23 protein-coding genes are annotated in these 26536 nt (G+C 37.1%); 22 read left to right on the top strand and 1 reads right to left on the bottom strand.

Annotated features, from left to right (window positions below; all coding sequences use genetic code 11):
* Nucleotide 1 precedes the first annotated feature (1 nt).
* The 10 genes from ADJ83_RS22365 to spoVM all read left to right on the top strand — a co-directional run bounded on the left by ADJ83_RS22365 (nucleotide 2) and on the right by spoVM (nucleotide 10774).
* Nucleotides 2-1813, top strand: coding sequence for a glycoside hydrolase family 2 protein (locus tag ADJ83_RS22365; protein WP_031534380.1), 1812 nt, complete (start codon nucleotides 2-4; stop codon nucleotides 1811-1813).
* A gap of 359 nt (nucleotides 1814-2172) precedes the next feature.
* The gene (gene def, locus ADJ83_RS22360) at nucleotides 2173-2661 is read left to right on the top strand and encodes a peptide deformylase (protein WP_031534382.1); all 489 of its coding nucleotides are present in this window, start codon (nucleotides 2173-2175) and stop codon (nucleotides 2659-2661) included.
* Nucleotides 2654-3613, top strand: coding sequence for a methionyl-tRNA formyltransferase (fmt, locus tag ADJ83_RS22355; RefSeq protein ID WP_031534384.1), 960 nt, complete (start codon nucleotides 2654-2656; stop codon nucleotides 3611-3613). Before def ends, fmt begins: the two co-directional genes overlap by 8 nt.
* Nucleotides 3600-4952, top strand: coding sequence for a 16S rRNA (cytosine(967)-C(5))-methyltransferase RsmB (rsmB, locus tag ADJ83_RS22350; protein ID WP_031534386.1), 1353 nt, complete (start codon nucleotides 3600-3602; stop codon nucleotides 4950-4952). The genes fmt and rsmB overlap by 14 nt, the downstream gene beginning before the upstream one ends.
* Nucleotides 4949-6046: a 23S rRNA (adenine(2503)-C(2))-methyltransferase RlmN gene (rlmN, locus tag ADJ83_RS22345; RefSeq protein ID WP_031534388.1), complete on the top strand. Its 1098-nt coding sequence runs from the start codon at nucleotides 4949-4951 to the stop codon at nucleotides 6044-6046. The genes rsmB and rlmN overlap by 4 nt, the downstream gene beginning before the upstream one ends.
* Nucleotides 6047-6052: 6 nt before the next feature.
* Nucleotides 6053-6811 carry a Stp1/IreP family PP2C-type Ser/Thr phosphatase gene (locus ADJ83_RS22340; protein ID WP_109766205.1) on the top strand — a complete coding sequence of 253 codons (759 nt, stop codon included), beginning with the start codon at nucleotides 6053-6055 and terminating at the stop codon, nucleotides 6809-6811.
* Nucleotides 6808-8802, top strand: coding sequence for a Stk1 family PASTA domain-containing Ser/Thr kinase (pknB, locus tag ADJ83_RS22335; RefSeq protein ID WP_031534391.1), 1995 nt, complete (start codon nucleotides 6808-6810; stop codon nucleotides 8800-8802). Before ADJ83_RS22340 ends, pknB begins: the two co-directional genes overlap by 4 nt.
* A gap of 106 nt (nucleotides 8803-8908) precedes the next feature.
* Complete coding sequence (gene rsgA / locus ADJ83_RS22330) at nucleotides 8909-9790, top strand: ribosome small subunit-dependent GTPase A (RefSeq protein ID WP_031534394.1); 882 nt, start codon at nucleotides 8909-8911, stop codon at nucleotides 9788-9790.
* Nucleotides 9791-9959: 169 nt separating this feature from the next.
* The gene (locus ADJ83_RS22325; RefSeq protein ID WP_031534396.1) at nucleotides 9960-10604 is read left to right on the top strand and encodes a thiamine diphosphokinase; all 645 of its coding nucleotides are present in this window, start codon (nucleotides 9960-9962) and stop codon (nucleotides 10602-10604) included.
* Nucleotides 10605-10693: 89 nt separating this feature from the next.
* Nucleotides 10694-10774: a stage V sporulation protein SpoVM gene (gene spoVM, locus ADJ83_RS22320; RefSeq protein ID WP_016201070.1), complete on the top strand. Its 81-nt coding sequence runs from the start codon at nucleotides 10694-10696 to the stop codon at nucleotides 10772-10774.
* 163 nt (nucleotides 10775-10937) lie between these two features.
* Here spoVM and rpmB read toward each other — a convergent pair whose 3' ends face one another.
* Nucleotides 10938-11126, bottom strand: coding sequence for a 50S ribosomal protein L28 (gene rpmB / locus ADJ83_RS22315; RefSeq protein WP_016201071.1), 189 nt, complete (start codon nucleotides 11124-11126; stop codon nucleotides 10938-10940).
* A 372-nt stretch (nucleotides 11127-11498) separates the two neighbouring features.
* On the opposite strand from rpmB, the gene ADJ83_RS22310 reads away from it, so the two are divergent.
* From ADJ83_RS22310 to smc, 12 genes are all read left to right on the top strand, one after another.
* Entirely contained in the window at nucleotides 11499-11861 is a 363-nt protein-coding gene (locus ADJ83_RS22310; RefSeq protein WP_031534397.1) for an Asp23/Gls24 family envelope stress response protein, read from the top strand.
* A 16-nt stretch (nucleotides 11862-11877) separates the two neighbouring features.
* Complete coding sequence (locus tag ADJ83_RS22305) at nucleotides 11878-13557, top strand: DAK2 domain-containing protein (RefSeq protein WP_031534398.1); 1680 nt, start codon at nucleotides 11878-11880, stop codon at nucleotides 13555-13557.
* 486 nt (nucleotides 13558-14043) lie between these two features.
* On the top strand, nucleotides 14044-14706 hold the full coding sequence (sdaAB, locus tag ADJ83_RS22300; RefSeq protein WP_031534400.1) for an L-serine ammonia-lyase, iron-sulfur-dependent subunit beta: 663 nt from the start codon (nucleotides 14044-14046) through the stop codon (nucleotides 14704-14706).
* A gap of 16 nt (nucleotides 14707-14722) precedes the next feature.
* On the top strand, nucleotides 14723-15610 hold the full coding sequence (gene sdaAA, locus ADJ83_RS22295) for an L-serine ammonia-lyase, iron-sulfur-dependent, subunit alpha (protein WP_031534402.1): 888 nt from the start codon (nucleotides 14723-14725) through the stop codon (nucleotides 15608-15610).
* The gene (gene recG / locus ADJ83_RS22290) at nucleotides 15607-17655 is read left to right on the top strand and encodes an ATP-dependent DNA helicase RecG (RefSeq protein WP_031534404.1); all 2049 of its coding nucleotides are present in this window, start codon (nucleotides 15607-15609) and stop codon (nucleotides 17653-17655) included. Before sdaAA ends, recG begins: the two co-directional genes overlap by 4 nt.
* Nucleotides 17656-17891: 236 nt before the next feature.
* Complete coding sequence (fapR, locus tag ADJ83_RS22285) at nucleotides 17892-18455, top strand: transcription factor FapR (protein WP_031534407.1); 564 nt, start codon at nucleotides 17892-17894, stop codon at nucleotides 18453-18455.
* 16 nt (nucleotides 18456-18471) lie between these two features.
* Complete coding sequence (gene plsX / locus ADJ83_RS22280; RefSeq protein WP_031534409.1) at nucleotides 18472-19458, top strand: phosphate acyltransferase PlsX; 987 nt, start codon at nucleotides 18472-18474, stop codon at nucleotides 19456-19458.
* 61 nt (nucleotides 19459-19519) lie between these two features.
* Nucleotides 19520-20464, top strand: coding sequence for an ACP S-malonyltransferase (gene fabD / locus ADJ83_RS22275; RefSeq protein ID WP_031534411.1), 945 nt, complete (start codon nucleotides 19520-19522; stop codon nucleotides 20462-20464).
* Nucleotides 20465-21208 (top strand): 3-oxoacyl-[acyl-carrier-protein] reductase, encoded by a 744-nt coding sequence (fabG, locus tag ADJ83_RS22270; protein ID WP_031534413.1) that lies wholly within the window; start codon nucleotides 20465-20467, stop codon nucleotides 21206-21208.
* A 140-nt stretch (nucleotides 21209-21348) separates the two neighbouring features.
* A complete protein-coding gene (locus tag ADJ83_RS22265; RefSeq protein WP_016201082.1) occupies nucleotides 21349-21579 on the top strand; it encodes an acyl carrier protein in 231 nt (76 codons plus the stop codon).
* 395 nt (nucleotides 21580-21974) lie between these two features.
* A complete protein-coding gene (gene rnc / locus ADJ83_RS22260; protein WP_031534414.1) occupies nucleotides 21975-22715 on the top strand; it encodes a ribonuclease III in 741 nt (246 codons plus the stop codon).
* Nucleotides 22716-22781: 66 nt separating this feature from the next.
* Nucleotides 22782-26351 carry a chromosome segregation protein SMC gene (gene smc / locus ADJ83_RS22255; RefSeq protein WP_031534416.1) on the top strand — a complete coding sequence of 1190 codons (3570 nt, stop codon included), beginning with the start codon at nucleotides 22782-22784 and terminating at the stop codon, nucleotides 26349-26351.
* Nucleotides 26352-26536: the final 185 nt, after the last annotated feature.

The following is a 26536-nucleotide window of genomic DNA, read 5'->3' as shown; positions in this document are numbered from 1 at the left end:
GATGACGAGACAAGAGTACCCGCGCCCTCAGTTTGTGCGTGATGAGTGGATTAACTTAAATGGAACATGGCAATTTCAGTTTGATGATGACAATATTGGAGAAAAAAAGCAGTATTTTAATAAAGAAACATTTGAAAAAGAAATACAAGTTCCGTTTGTCTACCAATCTTTATTAAGTGGGATTGGAGAAAGAGCTGTCCATGAATATGTTTGGTATAAAAAAGAAGTAGTTATTTCTAATGATTCTGCTAAGAAAACAATCTTGCATTTTGGGGCGGTAGACTATTATAGCAAGGTCTATGTGAACGGACAATTCGTGGGAGAGCATGAAGGCGGGCATACTTCGTTTTCATTTGATATTTCCAATTATTTAGCAGAAGAAAATCAAATTATTACTGTTAAGGTCTATGATCCTTTAAAAGATGAAACGATTCCGCGGGGCAAACAATTCTGGGAAGAGGAGCCCCGGGCAATTTGGTATACGAATTCGACAGGAATTTGGCAAACGGTTTGGGTAGAACAAGTAAATAATGAACATATTGAAAAAGTTCGATTTACATCTGATCTTGATAGCGGCGTCGTATGGATGGATTTTGCTTTAAATGAAGAAACAGATATTTCGAAAGCTACTTATTATATAAACTACAAAATGATGTTTAAGAATACTTTGATTGCAGAAGATCGCATTAAAATGAACAATATTACCGAAAAACGGGCAGTAGACATTATCCAAAATAAAATTTTTCGTACCAATTTTCATGATGATGGCTACACATGGTCACCAGAGCATCCAAATTTATTTGATGTTTCTCTTGAACTTTGTGATGAAAGTGGAACAGTTTTAGATCGGGTGGAATCCTATTTTGGCTATCGTAAAGTTCATACTGAAAAGGGCATGGTCTATTTAAATAATAAACCCTATTATCAAAAACTGGTTCTTGATCAAGGGTATTGGCCAGAGGGACTTTTAACAGCTCCAAAAGCAGAAGACTTTAAAAAAGATATCGAGTTCGCTAAAGAAATGGGGTTTAATGGCTGTAGAAAGCATCAAAAAACAGAAGATCCTCTTTTCTTGCATTATGCAGATACATTAGGTTTTCTAGTATGGGGAGAATGCGCATCAGCACCTATTTATACAAAAACAGCTGCAACAAGATTAATGAAGGAATGGATGGAAATTGTGGAGAGAGATTATAATCATCCGTCTATTATCACATGGGTGCCACTTAATGAAAGCTGGGGTATTCCAGATATTCATTCTGATAAAACACAGCAGCACTTTTCAACAACTATGTATCATATGCTCCATGCCATTGATGGCACACGCCTTGTAATCTCCAATGATGGCTGGGAAGCAACCGATACAGACATTTGTGCGATTCATAATTACGGCCATGGTAATGCAGAGGAGAAGGAGAAATATCAATATTTCAAGGAGTCTATTTCAACGGTTGAAAATTTACTTACCCATGCTCATAGTAAATGGGATGTGTATGCAGCAAATCACGCTCATAAAGGAGAACCAATCTTGTTAACAGAATTCGGAGGAATTGCTTTTAAAATGGGTGATCAAAGCGGCTGGGGCTATACTTCCGTAGAGAACGCAGAGGATTATATAACAGAATACCGCAAGATTATGGAAGCAATTTTCCAATCAAAAGGACTATGGGGCTATTGCTATACACAACTTACAGATGTCGAACAAGAAATTAACGGTATTCTAACATATGAGCGCGTTCCAAAATGCGATTTAGCGAAAATTAAAGAGCTTAATAATCTGTTTTTCCCAGAAAGATTGGCGATAAAGGGGTAAATGTTTTACTAGCAATTATAATGGACGTAGCGGGGAACCGCTCCTTTCTTTTTGCATGGTAATATGTTAAAATGTTCAAGGCTCATGACAGCGAAAATGATGGATGGTTAAAGTTATCCTGAGTTTTTCTGACATGGGTTTTTATTTTGTTAGCCCAAAATAGGAAGGAACTTATTAATTTCCAAAAGGAATACATAGCTATTTAGTAGCAGGGTTTGATAAAATACAAAAAGGAATGAATTTTTGCATAGGCTGTTTGTAAGAACTTTATTTAGATAAAAGGAACAATAAATTTGATAATAGTCTGAGGTTAAAAATTATTTAAACTGAAATTGCGCTCAATGTTTGGAGGAAATAATGTGGCAGTAAAACAAATTGTAATGTTCCCAGATCCGGTGTTAGAAACACCATGTGAGGAAGTTACAGTATTTGATAAGAAATTAGCAAAGCTACTAAACGATATGTATGATACAATGATTGAATTTGATGGTGTCGGCCTTGCTGCACCGCAAATCGGGATATCAAAACGCATTGCCGTAGTAGATATTGATGATGAAATGGGTACACTGGAATTAATTAATCCTATTTTATTAGAAGTAGACGGCTCTCAAGTCGGACCAGAAGGCTGCTTAAGCTTTCCCGGATTATTCGGGGATGTTGATCGTCCGTTTTCAATTAAAGTAGAGGCTCAAAATAGAAAAGGAAAAAAATATATAATAGAAGCAGAAGAATATTTAGCACGGGCGATTTTGCATGAAATGGATCACTTAGATGGAGTATTATTTACTTCTAAAGTAATTCGCTATCTAGAGGAAGATGAGCTAGAAGGAGTGGAAGCAAATGACTAAAGTAGTATTTATGGGAACTCCAGACTTCTCTGTTCCTGTATTACAAAGATTATTAGAAGAAAAGTATGATGTGATTGCTGTTGTTACCCAGCCTGATCGTCCTGTTGGCAGAAAAAAAGTGCTAACACCGCCACCAGTAAAGATAGAAGCGCTAAAGCATAATATCCCTGTATATCAACCAGAAAAAATTCGTCAATCAGAAGAGTTAAAGACAATTATTTCCCTAAATCCAGATATAATCGTGACTGCTGCGTTTGGACAAATTTTGCCAAAAGAGCTATTAGATGCACCGAAATACGGTTGTGTAAATGTTCATGCATCCTTGCTTCCTGAATTAAGAGGAGGAGCACCAATTCACTATAGTATTTTACAAGGAAAAGAAAAAACCGGTATTACCATTATGTATATGGCAGAGAAGTTAGATGCTGGTGACATTATCTCCGTTGCAGAAGTGAAAATTGAAGAAGAAGATACAGTAGGAACACTTCATGATAAATTAAGTGTTGTTGGAAGTGATTTATTAGCTGAAACTTTGCCTAAACTGTTAGCAGGAGAAATTACTCCTATACCTCAAAAGGACGAGGAGGCAACGTTTGCGCCAAATCTAAAACGTTCAGATGAGAAAATTGATTGGTCTACTTCTGGTGAAGAAGTTTATAACAAAATTCGTGGGTTAAATCCGTGGCCAGTAGCCTTTACCCTATATCAAGGGAAAGTGATGAAAGTATGGGCAGGAAAGAAAGTAACGAAAACGGAAGAAGCCGCTCCTGGAACAATTGTAGAAATCACAGATCAAGGTCCAGTTATAGCAACGGGCAATGACACCTATATTCAATTAACAGAAGTGCAACCAGCAGGGAAGAAGAAAATGGATATTGGTCAATTTTTACGTGGCGCTGGCAGCAAGATGCAAGTAAATGAAGTATTAGGAGTAACAAATGAAGAAAACTAGAAAAAATGTTCGGGAAGCAGCGTTGGATATTTTGGAGAGTATTCAAAAAAATCAAGCGTACAGTAATCTATTATTAAATACAACGATTAAAAAAAATGAGATTCCCTCAAAGGATATTGGTTTGCTAACGGAAATCGTATATGGGACACTTCAACGAAAAATGACGCTTGAATTTTATCTTCATCCTTTTATTAATAAAGGAAAGAAAATGGAAGCTTGGGTGCATATTCTTTTACAGATGACACTGTATCAAATAATATATTTGGATCGCATTCCAGATCATGCTGCAATCAATGAAGCGGTAGAAATTGCGAAAAAAAGGGGTCATAAAGGAATTAGCGGCCTAGTAAATGCTGTTTTACGGAATATCCTTAGACAGGGCTTGCCAGCTTTTAGCGGAATTCAAGATGAAATAGAGCGACTTGCTATTGAAACAAGTCATCCCCGCTGGCTTGTAAAAAGATGGGTGGAGCAGCTAGGGCTAGAAGAAGCGAAGAAGATGTGTGAAATTAATTTAACAGCACCAATGCAAACAGCTAGGGTAAATACTACAAAAATCTCTGTCTCAGAATGCATATCCCTTTTAACAGAAGAAGGATTCCAAGTTGAAGCTAGTGGGGTAATTCCAGAAGGGATTAAGGTATTAAAAGGAAATGTAGCCCATTCAACTGCTTTTGAAAAAGGAATGTTAACAATTCAAGATGAAAGCTCTATGATTGTTGCTTATGCACTAGATGTAGACAAGCCGTATTCTGTATTGGATGCTTGCGCCGCTCCTGGTGGTAAATCGACACATATTGCGGAGAAGATGAATAAGGAAGGAAAAGTTCTTTCCATTGATCTTCATGAGCATAAAGTAAAGCTTATTAAGCAAAATGCAGAACGTTTGGATTTATCAACGATTGAAACAAAGGCAATGGATTCAAGAAAGCTAGATAGCAGCCTTGAGAAAGAAAGCTTTGACCGTATTCTTCTTGATGCACCATGTTCAGGTTTTGGCGTAATGAGAAGAAAACCGGATATGAAGTATACAAAAACAGAAGCAGATGTTGATCGTTTGCAAAAAATTCAATTGGATTTATTAGCTTCTGTCTCTTCCCTCTTAAAAAAAGGTGGATTATTAGTATATAGTACATGTACGATTGATAAAGCAGAGAATGAAGAAGTGGTAGAAAAATTTTTGGCGGACAATTCCCATTTTGAAAGAGATTTAACTTTAGGGGAACGATTACCGGCCGACATTAAACAATATACAGATGGAAACGAATTACAGATTTTACCGCAGTATTTTGGCTCCGATGGCTTTTATATTGCAGCATTAAGAAAGAAGGTGCAATGATGGAACAAGTAAAAACATCATCAAGAAGAAGACAAAAGGCAGAACCAACTATTCCCTCGATTTACTCAATGGAATTACAAGCATTAAAGGATTGGCTAACAGAACATAATGAAAAGGCATTTCGTGCTGACCAAATTTTTGAATGGCTATATAAAAAGAGAGTAACCTCTTTTGAAGATATGTCTAACTTATCAAAAAATCTACGGCTAATGCTGCAAGAAAATTTTACGATTACAACATTAAACACGCTTATTCAGCAAACATCTAATGATGGAACAATTAAGTTTTTATTTGAATTACATGATGGGTATTCCATCGAAACCGTTTTAATGCGCCATGAATATGGCAATTCTGTATGTGTAACAACACAAGTAGGCTGCAGAATCGGATGTACATTCTGTGCTTCTACATTAGGTGGATTAAAAAGAAATTTAGAAGCAGGAGAAATCGTTGCTCAAGTCGTAAAAGTACAACAGGCATTAGATGAATTAGGTGAACGTGTAAGTTCAGTTGTTATTATGGGAATTGGCGAACCATTTGATAACTTTGCTAGTATGTTAAGTTTCCTAAAAATTATTAATCATGAACAAGCGTTAAATATTGGTGCAAGACATATCACTGTTTCAACTAGTGGTATTATCCCAAAAATTTATGAATTTGCAGACCAAAATATGCAAATAAACTTTGCTGTTTCCCTACATGCTCCAAATACAGAGCTAAGAAGCAGACTAATGCCGATCAACCGCGCTTATAAACTACCTGATTTAATTGAAGCAATTCGTTATTATGTGGATAAAACAGGAAGACGAGTAAGCTTTGAGTATGGTCTTTTTGGCAATGTAAATGATCAAGTGGAGCATGCAGAAGAGCTAGCTGAGCTTGTAAAAGGAATAAAGTGCCATGTTAACTTAATTCCTGTTAACTATGTACCAGAAAGAGATTATGTAAGAACACCGAAAGATCAAATCTTTTTATTTGAAAAAACGTTAAAGAAACATGGTGTAAATGTAACAATTCGCCGTGAGCAAGGTTCAGATATCGATGCTGCATGTGGACAGCTTCGTGCGAAGGAGAGAAAAGAAGAGACGAGGTGATCACCTTTGAGTCAAATTTTTATGACTGATAAGGGGAAAGTTAGACAACATAATGAGGATAGTGGAGCAATTATTAGAAATAAAAGCGGTCAACGCCTTGCCATCGTAGCAGATGGCATGGGCGGACACCGTGCAGGTGATGTTGCAAGCTCTCTCACTGTTGAAAAATTGACAGAGCTTTGGGCAATGGTAGAAGAAATTCAAACTGCAGATGAAGCAGAAAACTGGTTGAAATCCAATATATTAAAGGTCAATCAATATGTTTTCGACTATGCTTCGACCCATCCAGAATGTGAAGGCATGGGGACAACCATTATTGGTGTCATCAGTACAGAGAATTTTTCGACGATTGCACATGTGGGAGACAGCAGATGCTATCTATATAATGAAGATGGCTTTAAGCAAATAACAGAAGATCATTCCTTAGTAAATGAATTAGTTCGTATGGGCCAAATTTCCAAAGAGGATGCTGAACATCATCCGCGAAAAAATGTCGTATTACGAGCACTAGGAACAGATGCCCAGTTAGATATTGATGTGATGACGATTATATTTGAAGAAGGGGACATTATTTTTATTTGTTCCGATGGATTATCAAATAAAGTAACAGATCAACAAATGAAAGAAGTCCTTGAAAAAGAGTATTCGCTTGAAGAAAAAGCTTCTACTTTAATTGAAACAGCTAATATAAATGGTGGGGAAGATAATATCACTGTCATTATATTAGAGCATCAGGATGATCATCAAGCAGGTGACAAGCAATGATGATTGGGAAAAGAATAAGTGGTCGCTATAAGGTATTAGATATGATTGGCGGAGGTGGAATGGCAAACGTCTATCTTGCGCATGATATGATTCTTGATCGAGATGTAGCAGTCAAAATGCTAAGACTTGATTATGTCAATGATGAAGAATTCATTAAACGATTTCACCGGGAAGCACAATCAGCAACAAGCTTAGCTCATCCAAATATCGTTAGTATTTATGATGTTGGGGAAGAAGGAGACATCTATTATATTGTAATGGAGTATGTGGAAGGCGATACATTAAAACAATATATACATAAAAATTCACCGCTTTCTGTAAAGACAGTTATCGCAATTATGCAACAAATTACATCGGCAATCGCACATGCCCATCAGAACCATATTATTCATCGGGATATTAAACCTCATAATATTTTAATAGATAAAGATGAGAATGTAAAAGTAACCGATTTTGGAATTGCCATGGCATTAAGTGCAACAAGTATTACCCAAACAAATTCTGTGCTAGGTTCTGTTCATTATTTATCACCAGAGCAGGCGCGTGGCGGGATGGCGAATAAAAAGTCTGATATCTATTCCCTTGGGATTGTGATGTTTGAATTATTAACAGGAAGACTTCCTTTTTCAGGAGAATCTGCGGTTTCGATTGCCTTAAAGCATTTGCAGTCTGAAACACCTAGTGTTAGAAGATGGAATGAAGGAATTCCACAAAGTGTAGAAAATATCGTGCTAAAAGCTACCGCAAAGGATCCTTTTTATCGATATAATAGTACAGAAGAAATGTCTGATGATTTGCGCACTGCACTTGATCTGGAAAGAATGGATGAACCTAAGTTTGCGATTCCAATTGATGATGAAGCAACAAAAGCAATCCCTGTCATTACCAATGATGGTTTGTATAAAAATTTTGATGAAACGATTGTTCATAAATATGATAAAGAAGAACCTGGGAAGCAGCAAGTAGAAGAAAAGCCGAAGAAGCCAGAAAAGAAAGGGAAAAAAGCCAAGAAAAAAGGTAAGAAAATAGCTGCAATTATTGTTTCGACATTTATTGTATTAGTATTACTAATGGGTTTAGTGATATTTGTCTTGCCAGACTTGCTTGAACCAGAAGATATTGAAGTTCCAGATGTAACTAATCTAGAAGTAGATGAAGCAAAGACAGAGCTCGAACAAAAAGGGTTTGTCGTGTCTGACACCATCACCTTAAATAGTGAGGATATCGAAAAAGGACATGTCATTAAAACAAGTCCAAGTGCTGGTAGTGCCCGGAGAGAAGGGACAGAAATTACCGTTTACGAAAGCTTAGGAAAAGAGACAGTGGTCTTAAGTGATTATGTCGGTAGAAATTATGAAGATGTTGTTAAACTATTAGAAGGGTTTAAAGATGTCGATAGTGTAGAAGAATTTGATGAGAACGAACCATCAGGAACAATCTTAGCTCAAAGTATTGAACCAAATGAGGAAGTAGTTCCAGGGGAGACATCCATCGAGTTTACTATCAGTAAAGGTGCAGAGCTAATTAGCATAAAAGATTTAACAGATTATACGAAAAAAGAAGTAAATGATTACGTTGACGATGTTGGATTAAAGGTAACGTTTACTGAAGAATATAGTGATTCAGTAGAAAAAGGATTGGTCATTTCACAATCACCAGAGCCTAGAACGAACTTGAAAAAAGGGGCGGAAATTTCCGTTGTCTTGTCTAAAGGAAAGAAAGAAGTACAGCCGAAAGAAGTAATGAAAGAAATTTCGATCCCTTATGAACCAACTGAAATGACACCTGATGGAAAGCCAGTTGAACAAACAGTAAGAATTTATATAGGTGATTTTAATAATAGCATGACAGAACCTGCTGAAACGTTTACGATCACTGAAAATACGAAAAAAACAATCTATCTTCAGATTCCAGAAGGGCAAAAAGGGTACTATCGTGTGCAAATTGATAGTGTTGTTATCCTTGATGAAGAAGTTCCTTACCCAGACTAATGGATAAGTTGAGCTTGGTTTGAAATGTTGGTAAAAGGGAATGCTTCTTTTTAGACATATATAAAAATGGTTTAAGAGGCTAAAAGTAGTAAGGAGCGTTATATGTATGCCTAAAGGCAAAATCATTAAAGCATTAAGTGGATTTTATTATGTATTAAGTGAAGGGCAAATAATACAATGCCGAGGAAGAGGCGTTTTCCGAAAAAATAAGGTGACCCCTTTAGTAGGGGACGAAGTAGTTTTTCAGGCGGAGAACGAGACAGATGGTTATATATTAGAAGTGAAAGATAGAAAAAATGAACTGGTAAGACCGCCAATTGCAAATGTAGATCAGGCGATTCTTGTATTCTCAAGCGTAGAGCCTGAGTTTAGCACAGTATTATTAGATCGTTTTCTTGTGCTAATCGAATACAACAGAATTGATCCGCTAATCTGTGTAACGAAAATGGATTTAGCAAGCAGCGATGAAGTAGCAAAAATGAAGGAATTTGCAGCACAATACGAAGCTGTTGGATATCCTGTCATTTTAACCTCTTCTGAAACCGAAGCAGGGATAGAACAGCTATTGCCCTATTTAAAAGATAAAATATCCGTGTTTGCCGGACAATCAGGTGTAGGAAAGTCTTCCTTATTAAATGTAATTAGACCAGATTTAGACTTAAAGACAAATGAAATCTCTTCAAGTTTAGGTAGAGGAAAGCATACAACAAGACATGTAGAGCTTATTTCCATTGGTGATGGACTTATCGCAGATACACCAGGCTTTAGCTCACTTGAATTTCTTGAAATAGAAGCAGAAGACTTAAATTATTGTTTTCCTGAAATAGAAAAAGTAAGCGAAGACTGTAAATTTAGAGGCTGCCTCCATCTTTCAGAACCTAAATGCGCTGTCAAAGAAGCTGTGGAAAACAACGAAATTCCAGCATATCGTTATGAGCATTATAAAGATTTCCTTCAAGAAATTAAAGATAGAAAACCTAGATACTAGGGTAACTGGACTTTCTATGTCCATGATAAAGCAGATTCTTTCTATAGCTATTTGTAGGAATTGTTTGATTGGCAGTTTGGCCATACAAGCAAAGTAAACAAAGGGTTATATAAAAGAGTCTGCATTTTTGTATAGAAATAGATAGAAAGAAAAATAAAGGAGGAGAACAATGATTGTCCATATTATGGCCGGTGGTCCTAAGCAGTATATTCCTGATTTAGAAAAATTCCCGAAAGATGTTTGTTGGATTGGAGTCGATAGAGGCGTTATGTATTTGATGGAAAAATCTATCCCCATATATGCCGCTTTCGGTGATTTTGATTCTATTTCACAAGAAGAGTTACACAAGATGGAAGAAAAAACAGGGATTATTAAACGCTTCAAACCAGAAAAAGATGAAACAGATATGGAGCTTGCACTTCTATGGGCGATTAAAGAAGGAGCAACTGTTATTAGACTATTCGGTTCAACGGGTGGGAGACTTGATCATACAATAGCTAATCTCCAGCTATTACTTAGAGGTGCTATCGACAATCAAAATATAAAAGTGGAGATAATCGATAAACAAAATAGTGTAGCGGTTGTCCAAGCGGGCGCCTATACTATTGACAGAATGAGTGAGTATAAGTATATTTCATTTTTCCCTTATAGCACAAAGATTGTAGGTCTAACTTTAGAAGGTTTTAAATACCCTTTAGTAAGGAGAAACCTTCCTGCTAGCAGCACATTATGTATAAGTAATGAACTAATTCGAGAAACTGGTACTTTTTCCTTTGATGAAGGCATATTAATGGTAATAAGAAGTTGTGATTAAAATTTGACTAATCATGGTACCAATTTGTTTTATCTGAATAGGATATGTAAGTGCTAGGGATGTTTATTGATTAAGGAGGGACAGTATTCATGAGATTTTATACCATTAAATTGCCGAAATTTTTAGGGGGACTTGTCCGAGCAATGTTAGGAACCTTTAAGAAGGACTAACAAAAAATTCTGCGGATTTTTTTGTAAAGACAACCTTTCGTGAATAGGGCGGAGAATATCGAAAACTTACTGTACTTATATGGTTTAGCTTTTAGAGTTGGTTAGAGTTAGAAAGACAAAATAAAAAAGGACATGTGACATGTCCTTTTTTATTGCGATCTGATTAAACGCGTTCTACTTTACCAGATCTTAATGCTCTAGCAGATACCCAAACACGTTTAGGCTTACCGTCTACTAAAATACGAACCTTTTGAAGGTTAGCTCCCCAAGTACGTTTGTTAGCGTTCATAGCATGGGAACGAGCATTACCTGTAGTTGTTTTTCTTCCAGTGATAACACATTTACGTGGCATGTATATTTCCCTCCTTATTACAGAAACTCATTAAAATGAGTTTGAAAAGTCATAGATAGCAATTTACTTATAGTCTGCTAAATAATCCTCGTTACAGATACCTTAATAATTTATCATACAACTTAAATGAATGCAATAGTTGGATTAAAAGCTTTCAAGAAAATTTCCTTGACATCAAAACTAAGTTGTTTATTCCAAGTCTTTATGGGAATAGTAAAATTAGTAACTTTTTTCTGAATTTATGCCAATGCTTTAATAGAAGTATTGTTTTGTTATATAATATTAATAAGCTTTTTAACTATAGCTTTCAAAAAAGTAGTGGTTATAGTAAAATGTCAGTAGTCAAGGAGCAATTCCAAAGGGGGAAAACTCATGTCCATTGAACTAAAAACGAATTTCGGACAGATTGATATATCTACAGAAGTGATCGCTACAATCGCAGGTGGGGCAGCAATAGACTGCTATGGTATTGTTGGAATGGCGTCAAAGAGTCAAATTAAAGACGGTCTAACAGATATTTTGCGAAAAGAAAACTTTACACGTGGTGTAATCGTTCGAAAAGTGGAAGAAGAAGTACATATTGATATGTATATCATTGTAAGTTACGGAACGAAAATCTCCGAGGTTGCGCACAATGTTCAATCAAAAGTAAAATACACACTCAATAAGACAGTTGGACTTGCCGTTGACTCGGTTAATATTTACGTTCAGGGAGTTCGTGTGACGAACCCGTAGTAGAGGAGGAAACACAGTGTCAATTACAGTTTTAGAAGGAAAGCGTTTTGCCGAAATGGTAATCCAAGGTGCAAACCATTTATCCTCTAATGCTAAATATGTAGATGCGTTAAATGTTTTTCCAGTGCCAGATGGAGATACAGGGACGAATATGAATTTATCGATGACTTCTGGTGCGAAGGAAGTTCAAAAGAATATTCAATCACATATCGGTAAAGTTGGAACCTCATTATCAAGAGGTTTATTAATGGGAGCTAGAGGAAATTCAGGAGTTATTCTTTCTCAATTATTTCGTGGATTTTCCAAACATATTGAGCAAAAGGAATCGATAACTGGTCAAGAATTTGCAGATGCTTTACAATTTGGTGTGGAAACAGCATATAAGGCAGTAATGAAGCCTGTAGAAGGAACCATTCTAACAGTTGCGAAAGATGCTGCGAAGAAAGCGGTTCAATCTGCAGAAACGAATGATGATATTATTGCTATCGTCGAAGATACAGTGAAAGAAGCAAAAGCATCTTTAAATAGAACACCTGACCTATTACCTGTTTTAAAAGAAGTAGGTGTAGTAGACAGTGGTGGGCAAGGATTAGTATTTGTCTATGAAGGCTTCTTAGCTGAGTTAAAAGGTGAAAAACTTCCTGATGCTGTACAAAATGTTGTTTCAATGAACGAATTGGTAAATGCAGAGCATCATAAAAATGTTCACAGCTATATCAATACAGAGGATATTGAATTTGGCTATTGTACGGAATTTATGGTTCGTTTAGAACAGGAAAAACTAGGAAACAAACCTTTTTCAGAAGAAGATTTTAGACAAGCATTAAGCAAATATGGAGATTCTTTATTAGTTATCGCAGATGATGAGATTGTTAAAATTCACATACATTCTAATCAGCCTGGTGAAGTATTAACATTTGGTCAAAAATACGGTAACTTAGTAAAAATGAAAATTGAAAACATGCGCGAACAGCATAGTAGTTTAGTGGATGGGTCTGAAGGAGTAGAAGAACCAACAGCACCTTCTGCAGAAGAACAAAAAGAGTATGGAATTGTAACAGTTTCAATGGGAAGCGGAATCGCAGATCTTTTCAGAAGCATTGGCGCTCACTATGTAATTGAGGGCGGCCAAACGATGAATCCAAGTACGGAAGATATTGTCAATGCTGTAAACCATATAAATGCGAAAAAGGTCTTTATTTTACCAAATAATAAAAATATTATTATGGCAGCAGAACAAGCAGCGGAAGTATTGGAACAAGATGTTGTGGTCATTTCTTCTAAAACCGTCCCTCAAGGAATGTCAGCATTGCTTGCTTTCAATCCTTCTAGCGATTTAGAAACAAATGAGAAGAATATGAAAGCGGCGCTTGAGCATGTGAAGACAGGTCAAATTACGTATGCGGTAAGAGATACAAGCATTGACGGTCTGGAAATCGAAACAGGCGACTTTATGGGATTAGCAGAAGGAAAAATCGTTGTGAAAAGCAAGGATAAAACAGAATCTGCAATGGAACTCTTAAAGTCCATGATTGATGACGAATCAGAAATTGTAACGGTAATTAAGGGAGAAGAAGCGACGCAAGAAGAGGTTGAAACGCTTGTATCCTTTATCGAAGAAAATTATGAAGATGTGGAAGTAGAAGTTCATGACGGAAAACAGCCACTATATTCCTTCATCTTTTCAATCGAATAATCATTAGCTAAAAAAGGGTGTGCCTTAGGAGAGGTATGCCCTTTTTTGTTTATTTTTGGAGGTAGAATGGTCGGGATGGATTGGTAATTTTGTTTGAAGAAGAGCGCTTGAGAAGGTATCTGTTACTTTGAAGGGGAGTAGTTGAACGAAAAGGTAACAGAGAATCGGTCTCAGAGCTCAAGCAGTGCAGAAAAAGCACCTTAAGATAACAGAGAGGCGGTCTCTAAGCCCGAGCAAGGAAGAAAAAGCCTCTTAAAGTAACAGAGAAATTCCTCCCTATAATCCCCAAAGCAAACAAATCCCAGCTATATTAACTTTTCATATCAATCAATATATATAAAGCCTTTACCGTCCCATTCATCAAAATAAAGAGAACGATAAGAATTAGAACCATATATTAATATAGTATGATATTATATAGTGTAATGAATTGAAACAGCATATTACTGAAAATGATTTTAGGGCATTTAAGGGGAGATAAAATCCATGAAATATAAAAGTGTTTTTGATATCATTGGTCCGGTCATGATTGGTCCGTCCAGTTCTCATACAGCTGGCGCAGCAAGGATTGGAAGAGTGGCGCGAAATCTTTTTGAAAGAGAACCGAAATGGGTAAATATTCATTTATACGGTTCATTTGCTGAAACGTATAAAGGGCATGGTACAGATGTAGCTATCATTGGCGGAATTCTTGATTTTGATACATTTGATGAACGCATTAAAGAATCATTAGAAATTGCAGAACAGCATGGAATACAGGTAGCATTTCATATAGAAGAAGCCATCCCAGAGCATCCGAATACAGCTAAAATTCATCTAGGAGACGAACATGGAGAAATGGAGCTAGTTGGCATTTCGATTGGCGGTGGAAAAATTGAAATTACGGAGCTTAATGGTTTTCAGTTAAAGCTTTCTGGGCATCATCCTGCGATATTGGTTGTCCATAATGATCGCTTCGGAGCAATTGCAAAGGTTGCAAATGTATTGGCTAAATATGAAATAAATATTGGTCATATGGAGGTTAGCCGTAAAGAAAAAGGGAAATTGGCTTTGATGACAATTGAAGTCGACCAAAATATAGAAGAATCGATATTAAGAGAACTTGAACAATTGGATTCGATTGAAAAAGTCACAACGATTGTGGAATAAAGAGGGAGGGGTAAATATGTTTCGTAACGTAGCAGAATTGGTAGAGATAGCAACAACTAGAAATTTACCGATTTCCGAAATGATGATAGAACAAGAAATGAAAGTAACTGGAAAAACAAGAGAAGAAATTGTATCCCAGATGGAAACAAATCTTCAGGTTATGGAGCAAGCGGTCGAAAGAGGATTAAATGGAGTGGTTTCTCATTCAGGATTAACTGGTGGAGATGCTGTGTTGCTCCAAAACTATATTAAAAAAGGCCAATTTCTGTCTGGAGAAATTATTTTAGACGCAGTAAGTAAAGCTGTTGCAACAAATGAAGTAAATGCTGCCATGGGAATGATTTGTGCAACTCCAACAGCTGGTTCTGCAGGTGTTGTGCCTGGGACATTATTTGCCGTGCAAAATAAGCTGAATCCAACAAGAGAGCAGATGATTTCATTTCTTTTTACTTCTGGAGCTTTTGGATTTGTAGTAGCAAATAACGCATCCATTTCTGGTGCAGCAGGCGGATGTCAGGCAGAAGTTGGTTCTGCTGCTGGAATGGCTGCTGCCGCAATTGTAGAAATGGCGGGGGGAACCCCAGAACAATCAGCACATGCGATGGCTATTACGTTAAAGAATATGCTTGGTTTAGTTTGTGATCCAGTGGCTGGTTTAGTGGAAGTTCCTTGTGTAAAGCGAAATGCAATGGGTGCCGCGAATGCGATGATTGCAGCGGATATGGCGCTTGCAGGTATTAAAAGCCGCATTCCTTGTGATGAAGTAATTGATAGTATGTACCGAATTGGTCAGGCAATGCCGACAGCACTGAAAGAAACAGCACGGGGAGGGTTGGCAGCAACACCAACTGGTCGCAGACTGGAAGCTGAAATCTTTGGTAGCACAGCTGCCGCTAACAAGTGAATGAGTCTTTACAGCAATCCGTTGAACAGATAAAGGGCGTCGGACCTGGAACAAAAAAACAATTAGAAGAAATGAATATTCATACAATTAATGATTTGCTAGAATATTTTCCTTATCGCTATGAGGATTATCGTCTGAAAAACCTCGAAGAAATCAAGCATGAAGAAAAAGTGACGGTGGAAGGGAAGGTTCATAGTGAACCGTCCCTTATTTTTTATGGAAGAAAGAAATCGAGATTAACGATAAAACTATTGGTAGAACATTATTTAATTACGGTCGTATTCTTTAATCAACCCTATTTGAAAAGCAAATTAGCTGTCCAAGAATTGATTACCGTAACAGGAAAATGGGATCAGCATCGCCAAACAATAACGGCAAATCATTTGCAAATTGGCAGTAACCAAAAAGGGCATTTATTTGAACCAGTTTATGCGGTTAAGGGGAATATGACCGTCAAAAATTTACGGAAATATATTTCGTCTGCCTTAAGTCAATATGCCCATCTAATCGAAGAAAACTTTCCCGCTTCGATGCTAACAAAATATCGGCTTCTTCCAAGGAAGGAAGCATTGCAAATTATCCATTTTCCTGAAAAAAGGGAAGACCTAACCCAAGCAAGAAGAAGGTTTGTATACGAGGAATTTCTCTTATTCCAATTAAAAATGAGTGCATTAAGAAAATACGAAAGAGAGCATTCAGGCGGAAAAAGTCAGCGTTATTCTCTTGAGAAACTAACAACGTTTATAGAAGCTCTTCCTTTCCCGTTAACAAATGCTCAAAAAAGAGTCGTAAACGAAATTTTAACAGATATGAAAGCAGAGGTGCGAATGAACCGCCTCTTGCAAGGAGATGTAGGATCGGGAAAAACAATTGTTGCTGCCATCGTTTTATATGCATCTATTCTTTCTGGTCATCAGGGTGCATTAATGGCGCCGACGGAAATTCTTGCAGAGCAGCATGCAGATTCTCTACATCAAATCTTTTCTGCTTTCGGGGTAACATGCGGATTGTTAACAAGCTCTGTTAAAGGAAAAAAGAGAAAAGAGTTGCTTTCCCAATTAAAAGAGGGAAAGATCGATATTTTAATAGGTACACATGCACTAATTCAAGATGATGTTGAATTTCAATCATTAGGGCTAGTTATCACAGATGAGCAGCACCGTTTTGGCGTGGAGCAAAGAAGAATACTCCGAGAAAAGGGCGAAAATCCAGACGTTCTGTTTATGACAGCAACCCCCATTCCAAGAACTCTTGCCATTACTGTATTTGGAGAAATGGATGTCAGTATTATTGATGAAATGCCTGCAGGGCGCAAAAATATTGAAACATATTGGGTAAAGCATGATATGTTAACAAGAATTTTGCAGTTTATGGAGAAAGAGCTTCAGCAAGGAAGACAAGCCTATGTAATTTGTCCATTAATCGAGGAATCGGAGAAACTAGATGTCCAGAATGCCATAGATGTTCATGCAATGCTATCCACATTTTTCCACGGAAGATATAAGGTTGGATTGATGCACGGAAAGCTCCATGCAGATGAAAAGGATCAAATGATGAAACAGTTTAGTCAAAATGATATTCAAGTTCTTGTAAGTACAACGGTTGTTGAGGTTGGTGTTAACGTTCCAAATGCGACGTTTATGCTCGTGTATGATGCAGAACGGTTCGGATTATCGCAATTGCATCAGCTTAGAGGGAGAGTTGGAAGAGGAGATGCACAGTCCTATTGTGTCCTAATTGCAGATCCGAAAACAGATGTTGGAAAAGAACGAATGAAAATCATGACCGAAACAGGCGACGGTTTCGTGTTAAGTGAGAAGGACTTAGAATTAAGAGGACCAGGCGATTTCTTTGGGAAAAAACAAAGCGGACTGCCAGAATTTAAAATGGGAGATATGGTGCACGATTATCGCATCCTAGAAACAGCTAGAAATGACGCAACCATCTTAATTGAATCTGTTGCATTTTGGCAAAATGACGACTATAAAGCACTAAGAGATACTTTGAAAGAAACAGGTGTCTTAAACGGCGGAAAATTAGATTAGCAGAACAATATTTCCCAGTAAATAACTAGCAATTTGATTGGGAGTCTTACAAATTCTAATTCAAACTCTCAGTAGGCTTAAGTGGAAATCAACGGGCATACTTTGGGATTATGAGAGAGTGGCATTTCCAAAATCTCCACTAGCAATTTGGCACCAAAACTTCGGCTTGCATTCCAACTTCATAAATTATATACTACTATTAGTACCTAGTCTTAATAGTGCGGTGGTGTTAATAAATGAAGAGAAACAAGCGAGAACGGCAACAGCTGTTAGTGGAGACAATTAAAGAAACACCTTTTATTACAGACGAGGAATTAGCGGAAAAATTCTCTGTTAGTGTACAGACGATAAGATTAGATCGGTTAGAATTATCCATTCCAGAGCTTAGAGAGCGAATTAAAAATGTGGCAAAAAAATCACTTGAAGATGAAGTGAAAGCATTGCCGATTGAAGAAGTAATTGGCGAAATAATCGATATGGAATTAGATCATTCAGCTATATCTATCTTTGAGGTACAACAAGAACATGTCTTTACAAGGAATGGAATAGCAAGGGGACATCATCTCTTTGCACAAGCTAATTCTCTTGCTGTTGCTGTAATAAACGATGAACTTGCACTTACAGCTAAAGCCAATATTCATTTTACAAGATCAGTAAATTTAGGTGAACGAATTATTGCAAAAGCAAAAGTAAGTCATATAGATAGTATAACGGGAAGAACAACGGTAGAAGTTAATAGTTACGTGAACACGGAGCTAGTTTTTAAAGGTGAATTTGATATGTACCGTGCCAAAAAATAAAGGAGCAATCGTTATGATGAAAATTGCAATCGATGCAATGGGCGGAGACAATGCCCCAAAAGAAATAGTAATTGGTGCTCAAAAAGCAATTGAAGCTTTTTCAGATTTAGAAATACTTCTTGTTGGAGATGAAAAGCAAATTCAATCTTTTCTTACCAATAAAGAAAGAATCCATATTTTACATACAGAAGAGCAAATTTTAGCAACAGACGAACCAGTAAGAGCAGTACGCAGAAAAAAAACAGCGAGTATGGTTCTTGGTGCAACAGAAGTAAAGGAAAATAGAGCAGACGCATTTATCTCTGCAGGTAATACAGGTGCGCTAATGGCAACTGGATTATTTGTAGTCGGTAGAATGGAAGGCATAGATCGACCAGCACTTGCTCCAACTTTACCGACTATTGGTGGAGAAGGATTTCTTTTATTAGATGTTGGTGCAAATGTAGACGCCAAACCAGAAAACTTAGTTCAGTATGCAATGATGGGAAGCATCTATTCAGAAAAGGTTAGAGGAATTTCAAAACCAAGAGTTGGCTTATTGAATATTGGTACAGAAGAAAAAAAGGGCAATGAATTAACAAAGAAAACCTTTGACCTTCTCCAAAATACTAATATCCATTTCATCGGAAATATGGAAGCACGTGATTTGCTTGATGGAGTATGTGATGTTGCTGTTACAGACGGATTTACAGGAAATATGATTTTAAAAACAGTAGAAGGTACAGCGATGTCGATGTTTAAAATGATTAAGACAGAGTTAATGAGCAGTTTTACTTCAAAAATGGCTGCAGCTGTATTAAAGCCAAATTTAAAACAAATAAAAAATAAATTGGATTATTCGGAGTATGGGGGAGCTGCTTTATTTGGCTTAAATGCTCCAGTAATCAAAGCACATGGTTCATCTGACAGCCAAGCAATCTTCAGTGCAATCAGACAAACAAGAGAGTTTGTGCAATCTGGTGTAGTAGATCAAATCAAGGATGCAATGGAGCATGAAGCGTAAATTATATAGAAGCAACGTAAACACAGGTCTCGAATAGGAAGAAGAAGGAGAGTAGAAATAAATGGCTAAAATTGCTTTTGTTTTTCCAGGACAAGGCTCCCAAGGAGTGGGAATGGGAAAAGATTTATTTGAACAATTTGAACCGGCAGCAAATTTATTTAAAGTAGCTAATCAAAAATTAAACGTTGATTTATCGCAATTAATTTTTGAAGGACCAAAGGAAGAGCTTACGCTAACGCATAATACACAGCCAGCATTGCTTACAACGAGTATGGCAATATATGAGCATTTCAAACAGTTTCATATAGAAGCTGATTATGTAGCAGGACATAGCTTAGGTGAATATTCTGCGTTAGTGGCAGCAGGGGTGCTGTCTTTTGAAGATGCGGTATATGCAGTTCGTAAGCGCGGCGAATATATGCAAGAAGCAGTTCCAGCAGGTGAAGGTGCGATGGCAGCAGTGCTTGGCTTAGACAGAGAGCAATTGACTGTTGTGACAAGAAAAGTTTCTGATGCTGGTGATTCTGTACAGCTAGCAAACCTTAACTGTCCTGGTCAAATTGTAATCTCAGGTTCCACAAAAGGGGTTGAATTAGCCGGAGAAAAAGCAAAGGAAGCAGGAGCAAAGCGTGCAATTCCACTAGAAGTAAGTGGTCCTTTCCATTCAGCCTTAATGAAGCCAGCAGCGGAAAAATTTGCTGCGGTATTGGATGAATTAACATTAAAAGATGCGGAAATTCCTGTTATCGCCAATGTAACGGCAGAGCCAATTCATGATCAGGAAGAAATAAAAACAAAGCTTGTAGAACAATTGTATTCTTCTGTATTATGGGAGGATTCTGTTCGTAAAATGCTTGATTTAGGAGTAGATACTTTTATTGAAATCGGTCCTGGTAAAGTCCTTTCAGGTTTAATTAAAAAGATTGATCGCAAAGCGAAAGTATATGCTGTTAATGATATCGAAACAAGTAAGAAGGTTGCAGAAGAACTAAAGGGGGATATGTAAGTGAAATTAGCTGGTAAAGTTGCTGTTGTCACTGGAGCATCTCGAGGAATTGGGAGATCCATTGCGATTGAGTTAGCGAAGCAAGGTGCAGACATTGTTGTTAACTATGCAGGAAGTGTCGATCGTGCCAATGAAGTCGTTAAGGAAATTGAAGCTCTAGGCAGAAAAGCAATTAGTATTCAATGTGATGTATCCGATGGCGATTCTGTGAATGCGATGATGAAAGAGGCTTTAGAAGCGTTTGGCAGCATTGATATTTTAGTCAATAATGCGGGGATTACAAGGGATAATTTATTAATGCGTATGAAAGATTCTGAATGGGATGATGTTATTAATACAAATCTTAAAGGTGTTTTCCTTTGTACAAAAGCCGTAACAAGACCAATGATGAAGCAAAGAAAAGGAAGAATTATTAACATTACTTCCATTGTTGGGGTAACAGGGAATCCTGGACAAGCCAATTATGTTGCAGCTAAAGCAGGTGTTATTGGATTTACAAAAACGACTGCCAAAGAGCTTGCACAACGAAATATTACCGTTAATGCAGTTGCACCTGGATTTATAACGACAGATATGACGGATAAGCTAACAGAAGAAGTGAAAAATAGCATGCTTACCCAAATTCCACTCGGTCAATTTGGTCGACCTGAAGATATTGCGAATGCAGTTGTGTTTTTAGCCTCTGAAGACAGCAGCTATATCACTGGCCAAACATTGCATATTGATGGTGGCATGTATATGTAATTTTTCCTTTACTATGGGAAAAACTAGTCGTAAATAATAGGAGAACGCTAGCAGATAAAAGGAACAGCGAAAGTTAAAAAAGTTCTCATTTATTATTTCGTTAAAATACTCTATAATGCATTTGAGGGGAGGTGAAATAAATGGCAGATGTATTAGAGCGTGTAACAAAAATCGTTGTAGATCGTCTTGGCGTAGAAGAATCTGAGGTAACTCTAGAAGCTTCTTTCAAAGATGATTTAGGCGCTGATTCTCTTGATGTAGTTGAACTTGTTATGGAATTAGAAGATGAGTTCGATATGGAAATTTCTGACGACGATGCTGAAAAGATTTCTACAGTTGGTGATGCTGTGAATTACATAAGTAATCGCTAGTCAATGTTTAAAAGCTCCGCTAACCACGGGGCTTTTAATTTTGTATAGTAGATTATCAGCAAAAAACAACTATTGTAGGTTTTTTTACCCCTAAGAATAGATGACAATCTCCGTTTGTTTGATGTATACTAATAACTAAATGCCTATAATATAAAGGTATGTTCAAGTTAAATGGAACGGACTAGTTTTTAGCTGTTCAAACGTATTTTAATAAGCGGATAAAATGGATAAAATAGTTTTTCTTATGTGAAGCGGGGTTATTTCCCTAGTGGTAGCCCGATTTCTGTCATAGAAAAGGCTTGGAGAGAAAAAACTTTCCAAGTTTCTTTGCGTTTTTTATCTTTTTTACTTAAACTTGAAATGAATTGTAAACTTAGTGCTAAGGTGGAGGCAAAATGCGAGGCAATCGAAAAGACAAAAGAACCGTTCGACCAAATGAAAAAAAAATGAAGGAACTACAAGATAAAATAGGGATTCATTTTACTGACGAAAAACTATTGAAGCAGGCTTTTACCCATTCATCATATGTGAATGAGCATCGAAGAAAACCACATGAAGACAATGAAAGATTAGAATTTCTTGGTGATGCCGTGTTAGAATTGACGGTTTCTAAATTTCTCTTTAAGAAATTCCCAATGATGAGTGAAGGGGAACTAACCAAATTGCGTGCAGCAATTGTTTGTGAACCATCGCTAGTTTCATTTGCTAATGAACTTTCCTTTGGCAACTATGTGCTATTAGGTAAGGGCGAGGAAATGACTGGGGGAAGAACGAGACCAGCGTTACTTGCTGATGTATTTGAAGCGTTTGTTGGTGCTCTTTATTTAGATCAAGGATTAGATTCAGTGGTAGTATTTTTAGAAGAAGTAATTTTTCCGAAAATTAATAACGGTGCTTTTTCTCATGTGATGGATTTTAAAAGTCAACTGCAAGAATATGTTCAAAGAGATGCTGTTGGTACAATCGAGTATAAGATACTTCTTGAAAAGGGACCAGCTCATAATAGGGAGTTTATTTCCCAAGTGTTTTTAAATAATCGTGAGCTTGGTACTGGTATGGGACGCTCGAAGAAAGAAGCGGAGCAGCAGGCAGCGCAAAAATCATTATTGATGTTAAAGGCGGAAAGTGAAAAATAAAGTGTTTGATATTACGCATAGACGATTAATGCAACTAGAGAAACAAGAAGGAATCGGGGTGAGGGTATGTTCTTAAAACGGTTGGATATTATCGGATTTAAGTCATTTGCAGATCGAATTTCAGTCGATTTTGTGCCTGGTGTAACGGCAGTGGTTGGCCCCAACGGAAGTGGGAAAAGTAATATTACCGATGCAATTCGCTGGGTTCTTGGCGAGCAGTCAGCTAAATCCTTGCGTGGAAGTAAGATGGAGGATGTTATTTTTTCAGGGAGTGACTCACGAAAAGCAGTTAACTTTGCGGAAGTAACATTAACGTTAGAGAATGAGGATCATTTTCTTCCATTGGATTATCATGAAGTAAGTGTAACAAGACGTGTTTATCGTTCAGGAGAAAGTGACTTTTTAATTAATAAACAATCATGTCGCTTAAAAGATATTGTTGATTTATTTATGGATTCTGGACTGGGAAGAGAGGCTTTTTCTATCATTAGTCAAGGGAAAGTCGAGGAAATTTTAAATAGTAAGGCAGAGGATCGCAGGTCTATATTTGAAGAAGCCGCAGGTGTATTAAAATACAAAACACGTAAGAAAAAAGCAGAAGGGAAGCTTGTTGAAACACAAGATAACCTTAATCGTGTAAATGATATATTACACGAATTAGAGAGTCAGGTGGAGCCATTAAAAATTCAAAGCTCCATGGCAAAAGAATATTTGCATCATCGAGAAAATCTTGAATCAATTGAGGTAGCCTTAATGGTTCATGATATTGAAGAGGCACATGAGCGATTTGAAGCAATCTCCAAGCAGCTAGAGGCCTATAAACAAGAAGAGTTAAAGTTATCCTCTTTGCTCCAAAGTAAAGAAGCAAAAATGGAGGAAGGGAAAAACGAGGTAGCAGCTCTTGATGAATCGATTGATGATCTACAGCAAGTACTTCTTTTAGTCAGTGAGGAACTAGAGAAGCTTGAAGGTAGAAAAGAAGTATTAAAAGAAAGAAAAAAGAATGCTACACAAAATCGCGATCAGCTTGAAAAAAGTAAAGTGGAGTTACAGGAAAGAGTAGCAGCACTCGTTTCGCAAAAAGAAACTCAACAAAAGCTTGTTTATGAATTACAAGCAGAATCAAAGGAAATTGAAGACACATTAAAGGTTAACGAGAAAAATCTGGCCCTTTTTAACGAGAATTTAGAAGAGAAAATTGAAATGTTAAAAAGTGACTATATAGACATAGTAAGCAATCAAGCAGCATCTAAAAATGAACTAAATTCGGTTAACCAGCAATTAGAGAATCAGGAAAAGAGAACATCTCAGCTTGATGAGGAAAATGTTAATTATACAAATGAGCGTGTCCGTATTCAGGAAAAAAAGACAAGTATTTCAGCAAAGCTTAAGGAGCTTTCTGACGAACTAGAGAGATGGTCGACAGCTTGGAAAGAAAAACAAAGTCATTTTGCGGGAATAGAGGCAAAAGTTCAACAAGTGGAAAAGTCTCTTTATCAATCCTACCAGTTTGCCCAGCAGGCAAAATCGAGAAAAGAAATGTTGGAGGAATTGGAAGACGATTATTCTGGATTTTTCCAAGGAGTTAAGGAAGTTCTTAAAGCAAGAGGCAAGTCTTTGCACGGCATTAGAGGAGCAGTTGCAGAATTAATGCAAGTGCCAAAGGAATATAGTGTGAGCTTGGAAATTGCTTTAGGTGGTTCGATGCAGCATATTGTTGTGGAAACAGAACAAAATGGTCGCGAGGCAATTGCGTATTTGAAGAAAAACGGTTATGGACGAGCTACTTTTTTACCAATGAATGTTATTAAAGGAAAATCCCTTTCCGATTCGCAACTAAGGCTAATTCAAGGTCATCCTGCGTTTATTGGCATTGCGGCAGATTTGATTAACTATGATAGTCAATATCGCGAAATTATGCGCAGTTTACTTGGAAATGTCGTTATAACCAAGGACTTAAAGGGTGCCAATGAAATGGCGAAAATCCTTCAGTATCGTTCCCGCTTTGTTACATTAGACGGAGAAATTGTTAATCCTGGTGGTTCCATGACAGGGGGAGCAATCAAGCAAAAGCAAGCATCTATCATCACCAGAAAAGGTGAATTGGAAGAGCTGAAGAAAAAGATTTTTGAAATGGACAAAACATCTCTTAAGCTTGAGGAACAGCTGAAAAAGGGAAAAGCGGCATTGCAAACAGAAGAATCAACCATGGAAGAAGCTCGATTAAAAGTCGAGGATCTTCGTTTCCAAATTCAAACATGGAAAGATGATTTAAAAGAAGTTGAATTTGAAGAAAGAGCCATGAATGATAAATTGTCGCTATATGATCGGAATAAGGCAGATTCTAATCAAGAGCAAGAGCTTCTTCTAAAAAGAAGAACGGATTTACAAAAAGAGCTTGAAGAACAGAATAAAAAACTTACTGAATTGGATAAAGAGATTGCCTTATTAACAGAGCAAAAGAATAAACAATCTGTTTCCAAAGAATCGGTAGTAAATGCAATTAGCGACCTAAGGATCCAGTCTGCGGCAAAAAAAGAAAAGCTTAGACATGAGAAAGAGAAGCTTGCGACCATTTTGCAAGAACATCAAGCAACGGAAGAAAAATGGAAGCTTGTCAGTGAAGATCTTCGCTTGCTTTCTTCTGAAATGAGCAATTCGCATTCTGGAGAAGCGACGCTAGAAGAAGCAGCAGAGCAAAAGCTGCATGAAAAGCAAGAAACTATCCAGCTAATCTCTTTGCGTAGAGAGGAAAGATTGCAAAAGCAAATGCGATTAGAAGAGCTGGAGCTTGAAACGAAGGAGCAGCGCAGACTTCACAGAGGTATCGTCCAGGCTTTAAAAGATGAAGAAGTAAAATTGAACCGTGTAGATGTAGAACTAGATACACGATTAACTAATTTACGTGAGGAATACTTATTAACGTATGAAGGAGCAAAGTTAGATTATCCTTTAACGTTAGAAGTAGAGGAAGCGCGTAAAAAGGTGAAGCTTATTAAATTAGCGATGGAAGAGCTCGGCACTGTCAATCTTGGTGCTATCGAGGAATATGAACGAATTTCGGAAAGATATGAGTTTCTTCTGGAGCAGAAAACAGATTTAGAAGAAGCGAAAGATACTCTTTATCAAGTAATTGATGAAATGGATGAAGAAATGAAAAATCGCTTTGAACAAACATTTGAAGGCATAAAAGAGCATTTTGAAACTGTCTTTCAAAGCTTATTTGGTGGAGGAAGTGCAGATTTAGTTTTAACAAATCCAGAAGATCTCTTAAACACAGGAGTAGAGATAGTTGCCCAGCCACCAGGGAAAAAGCTACAGAACTTAAGTCTGTTATCTGGTGGAGAAAGAGCGCTAACTGCTATTGCTTTATTATTCTCGATTCTGAAAGTGAGACCTGTTCCTTTTTGTATCTTGGATGAGGTCGAAGCAGCATTGGATGAAGCAAATGTATTTCGATTTAGTTCGTATTTAAAACGATATAGCCATGAAACCCAATTTATTGTCATTACCCATCGCAAAGGAACAATGGAAGAAGCCGATGTTCTTTATGGGGTAACGATGCAAGAATCTGGCGTATCAAAGCTAGTTTCGGTACGCTTAAGTGAAACGAATGAGTTAGTAGCTAATGCATAATCCTTTTGCAGACACTAATACTTCTAGTTAATAATTTTTAGTTTCCAAGGCCATTTCCTCCTACAGAATAGCTTAGTAATTGGCCTTGTGAAATTTAATCCTAAATCGTTAATAGAAAGAAAACTTACATAACCACGGGGCATATCAATAAACTTTATGAAAAAAAACCTAAATGAAAGAAGGGA

The sequence above is a fragment of the Bacillus sp. 522_BSPC genome (assembly GCF_001076885.1).
Lineage (GTDB): Bacteria > Bacillota > Bacilli > Bacillales > Cytobacillaceae > Niallia > Niallia hominis.
Note: the sequence above shows the minus strand (reverse complement) of the source record. Positions and strands in the feature narration are given on the sequence as shown.

Excerpts from the sequence above, each read along its gene's own strand:
- rsgA (WP_031534394.1), top strand. The coding sequence starts at position 8,909 with ATGCCTAAAGGCAAAATCATTAAAGCATTAAGTGGATTTTATTATGTA.
- rnc (WP_031534414.1), top strand. The coding sequence starts at position 21,975 with ATGCGAGGCAATCGAAAAGACAAAAGAACCGTTCGACCAAATGAAAAA.
- fabD (WP_031534411.1), top strand. The coding sequence starts at position 19,520 with ATGGCTAAAATTGCTTTTGTTTTTCCAGGACAAGGCTCCCAAGGAGTG.
- fapR (WP_031534407.1), top strand. The coding sequence starts at position 17,892 with ATGAAGAGAAACAAGCGAGAACGGCAACAGCTGTTAGTGGAGACAATT.
- ADJ83_RS22310 (WP_031534397.1), top strand. The coding sequence starts at position 11,499 with ATGTCCATTGAACTAAAAACGAATTTCGGACAGATTGATATATCTACA.
- sdaAB (WP_031534400.1), top strand. The coding sequence starts at position 14,044 with ATGAAATATAAAAGTGTTTTTGATATCATTGGTCCGGTCATGATTGGT.
- ADJ83_RS22365 (WP_031534380.1), top strand. The coding sequence starts at position 2 with ATGACGAGACAAGAGTACCCGCGCCCTCAGTTTGTGCGTGATGAGTGG.
- rsmB (WP_031534386.1), top strand. The coding sequence starts at position 3,600 with ATGAAGAAAACTAGAAAAAATGTTCGGGAAGCAGCGTTGGATATTTTG.
- rlmN (WP_031534388.1), top strand. The coding sequence starts at position 4,949 with ATGATGGAACAAGTAAAAACATCATCAAGAAGAAGACAAAAGGCAGAA.
- plsX (WP_031534409.1), top strand. The coding sequence starts at position 18,472 with ATGAAAATTGCAATCGATGCAATGGGCGGAGACAATGCCCCAAAAGAA.
- pknB (WP_031534391.1), top strand. The coding sequence starts at position 6,808 with ATGATGATTGGGAAAAGAATAAGTGGTCGCTATAAGGTATTAGATATG.
- spoVM (WP_016201070.1), top strand. The coding sequence starts at position 10,694 with ATGAGATTTTATACCATTAAATTGCCGAAATTTTTAGGGGGACTTGTC.
- rpmB (WP_016201071.1), bottom strand. The coding sequence starts at position 11,126 with ATGCCACGTAAATGTGTTATCACTGGAAGAAAAACAACTACAGGTAAT.
- fmt (WP_031534384.1), top strand. The coding sequence starts at position 2,654 with ATGACTAAAGTAGTATTTATGGGAACTCCAGACTTCTCTGTTCCTGTA.
- sdaAA (WP_031534402.1), top strand. The coding sequence starts at position 14,723 with ATGTTTCGTAACGTAGCAGAATTGGTAGAGATAGCAACAACTAGAAAT.
- smc (WP_031534416.1), top strand. The coding sequence starts at position 22,782 with ATGTTCTTAAAACGGTTGGATATTATCGGATTTAAGTCATTTGCAGAT.
- ADJ83_RS22265 (WP_016201082.1), top strand. The coding sequence starts at position 21,349 with ATGGCAGATGTATTAGAGCGTGTAACAAAAATCGTTGTAGATCGTCTT.
- ADJ83_RS22325 (WP_031534396.1), top strand. The coding sequence starts at position 9,960 with ATGATTGTCCATATTATGGCCGGTGGTCCTAAGCAGTATATTCCTGAT.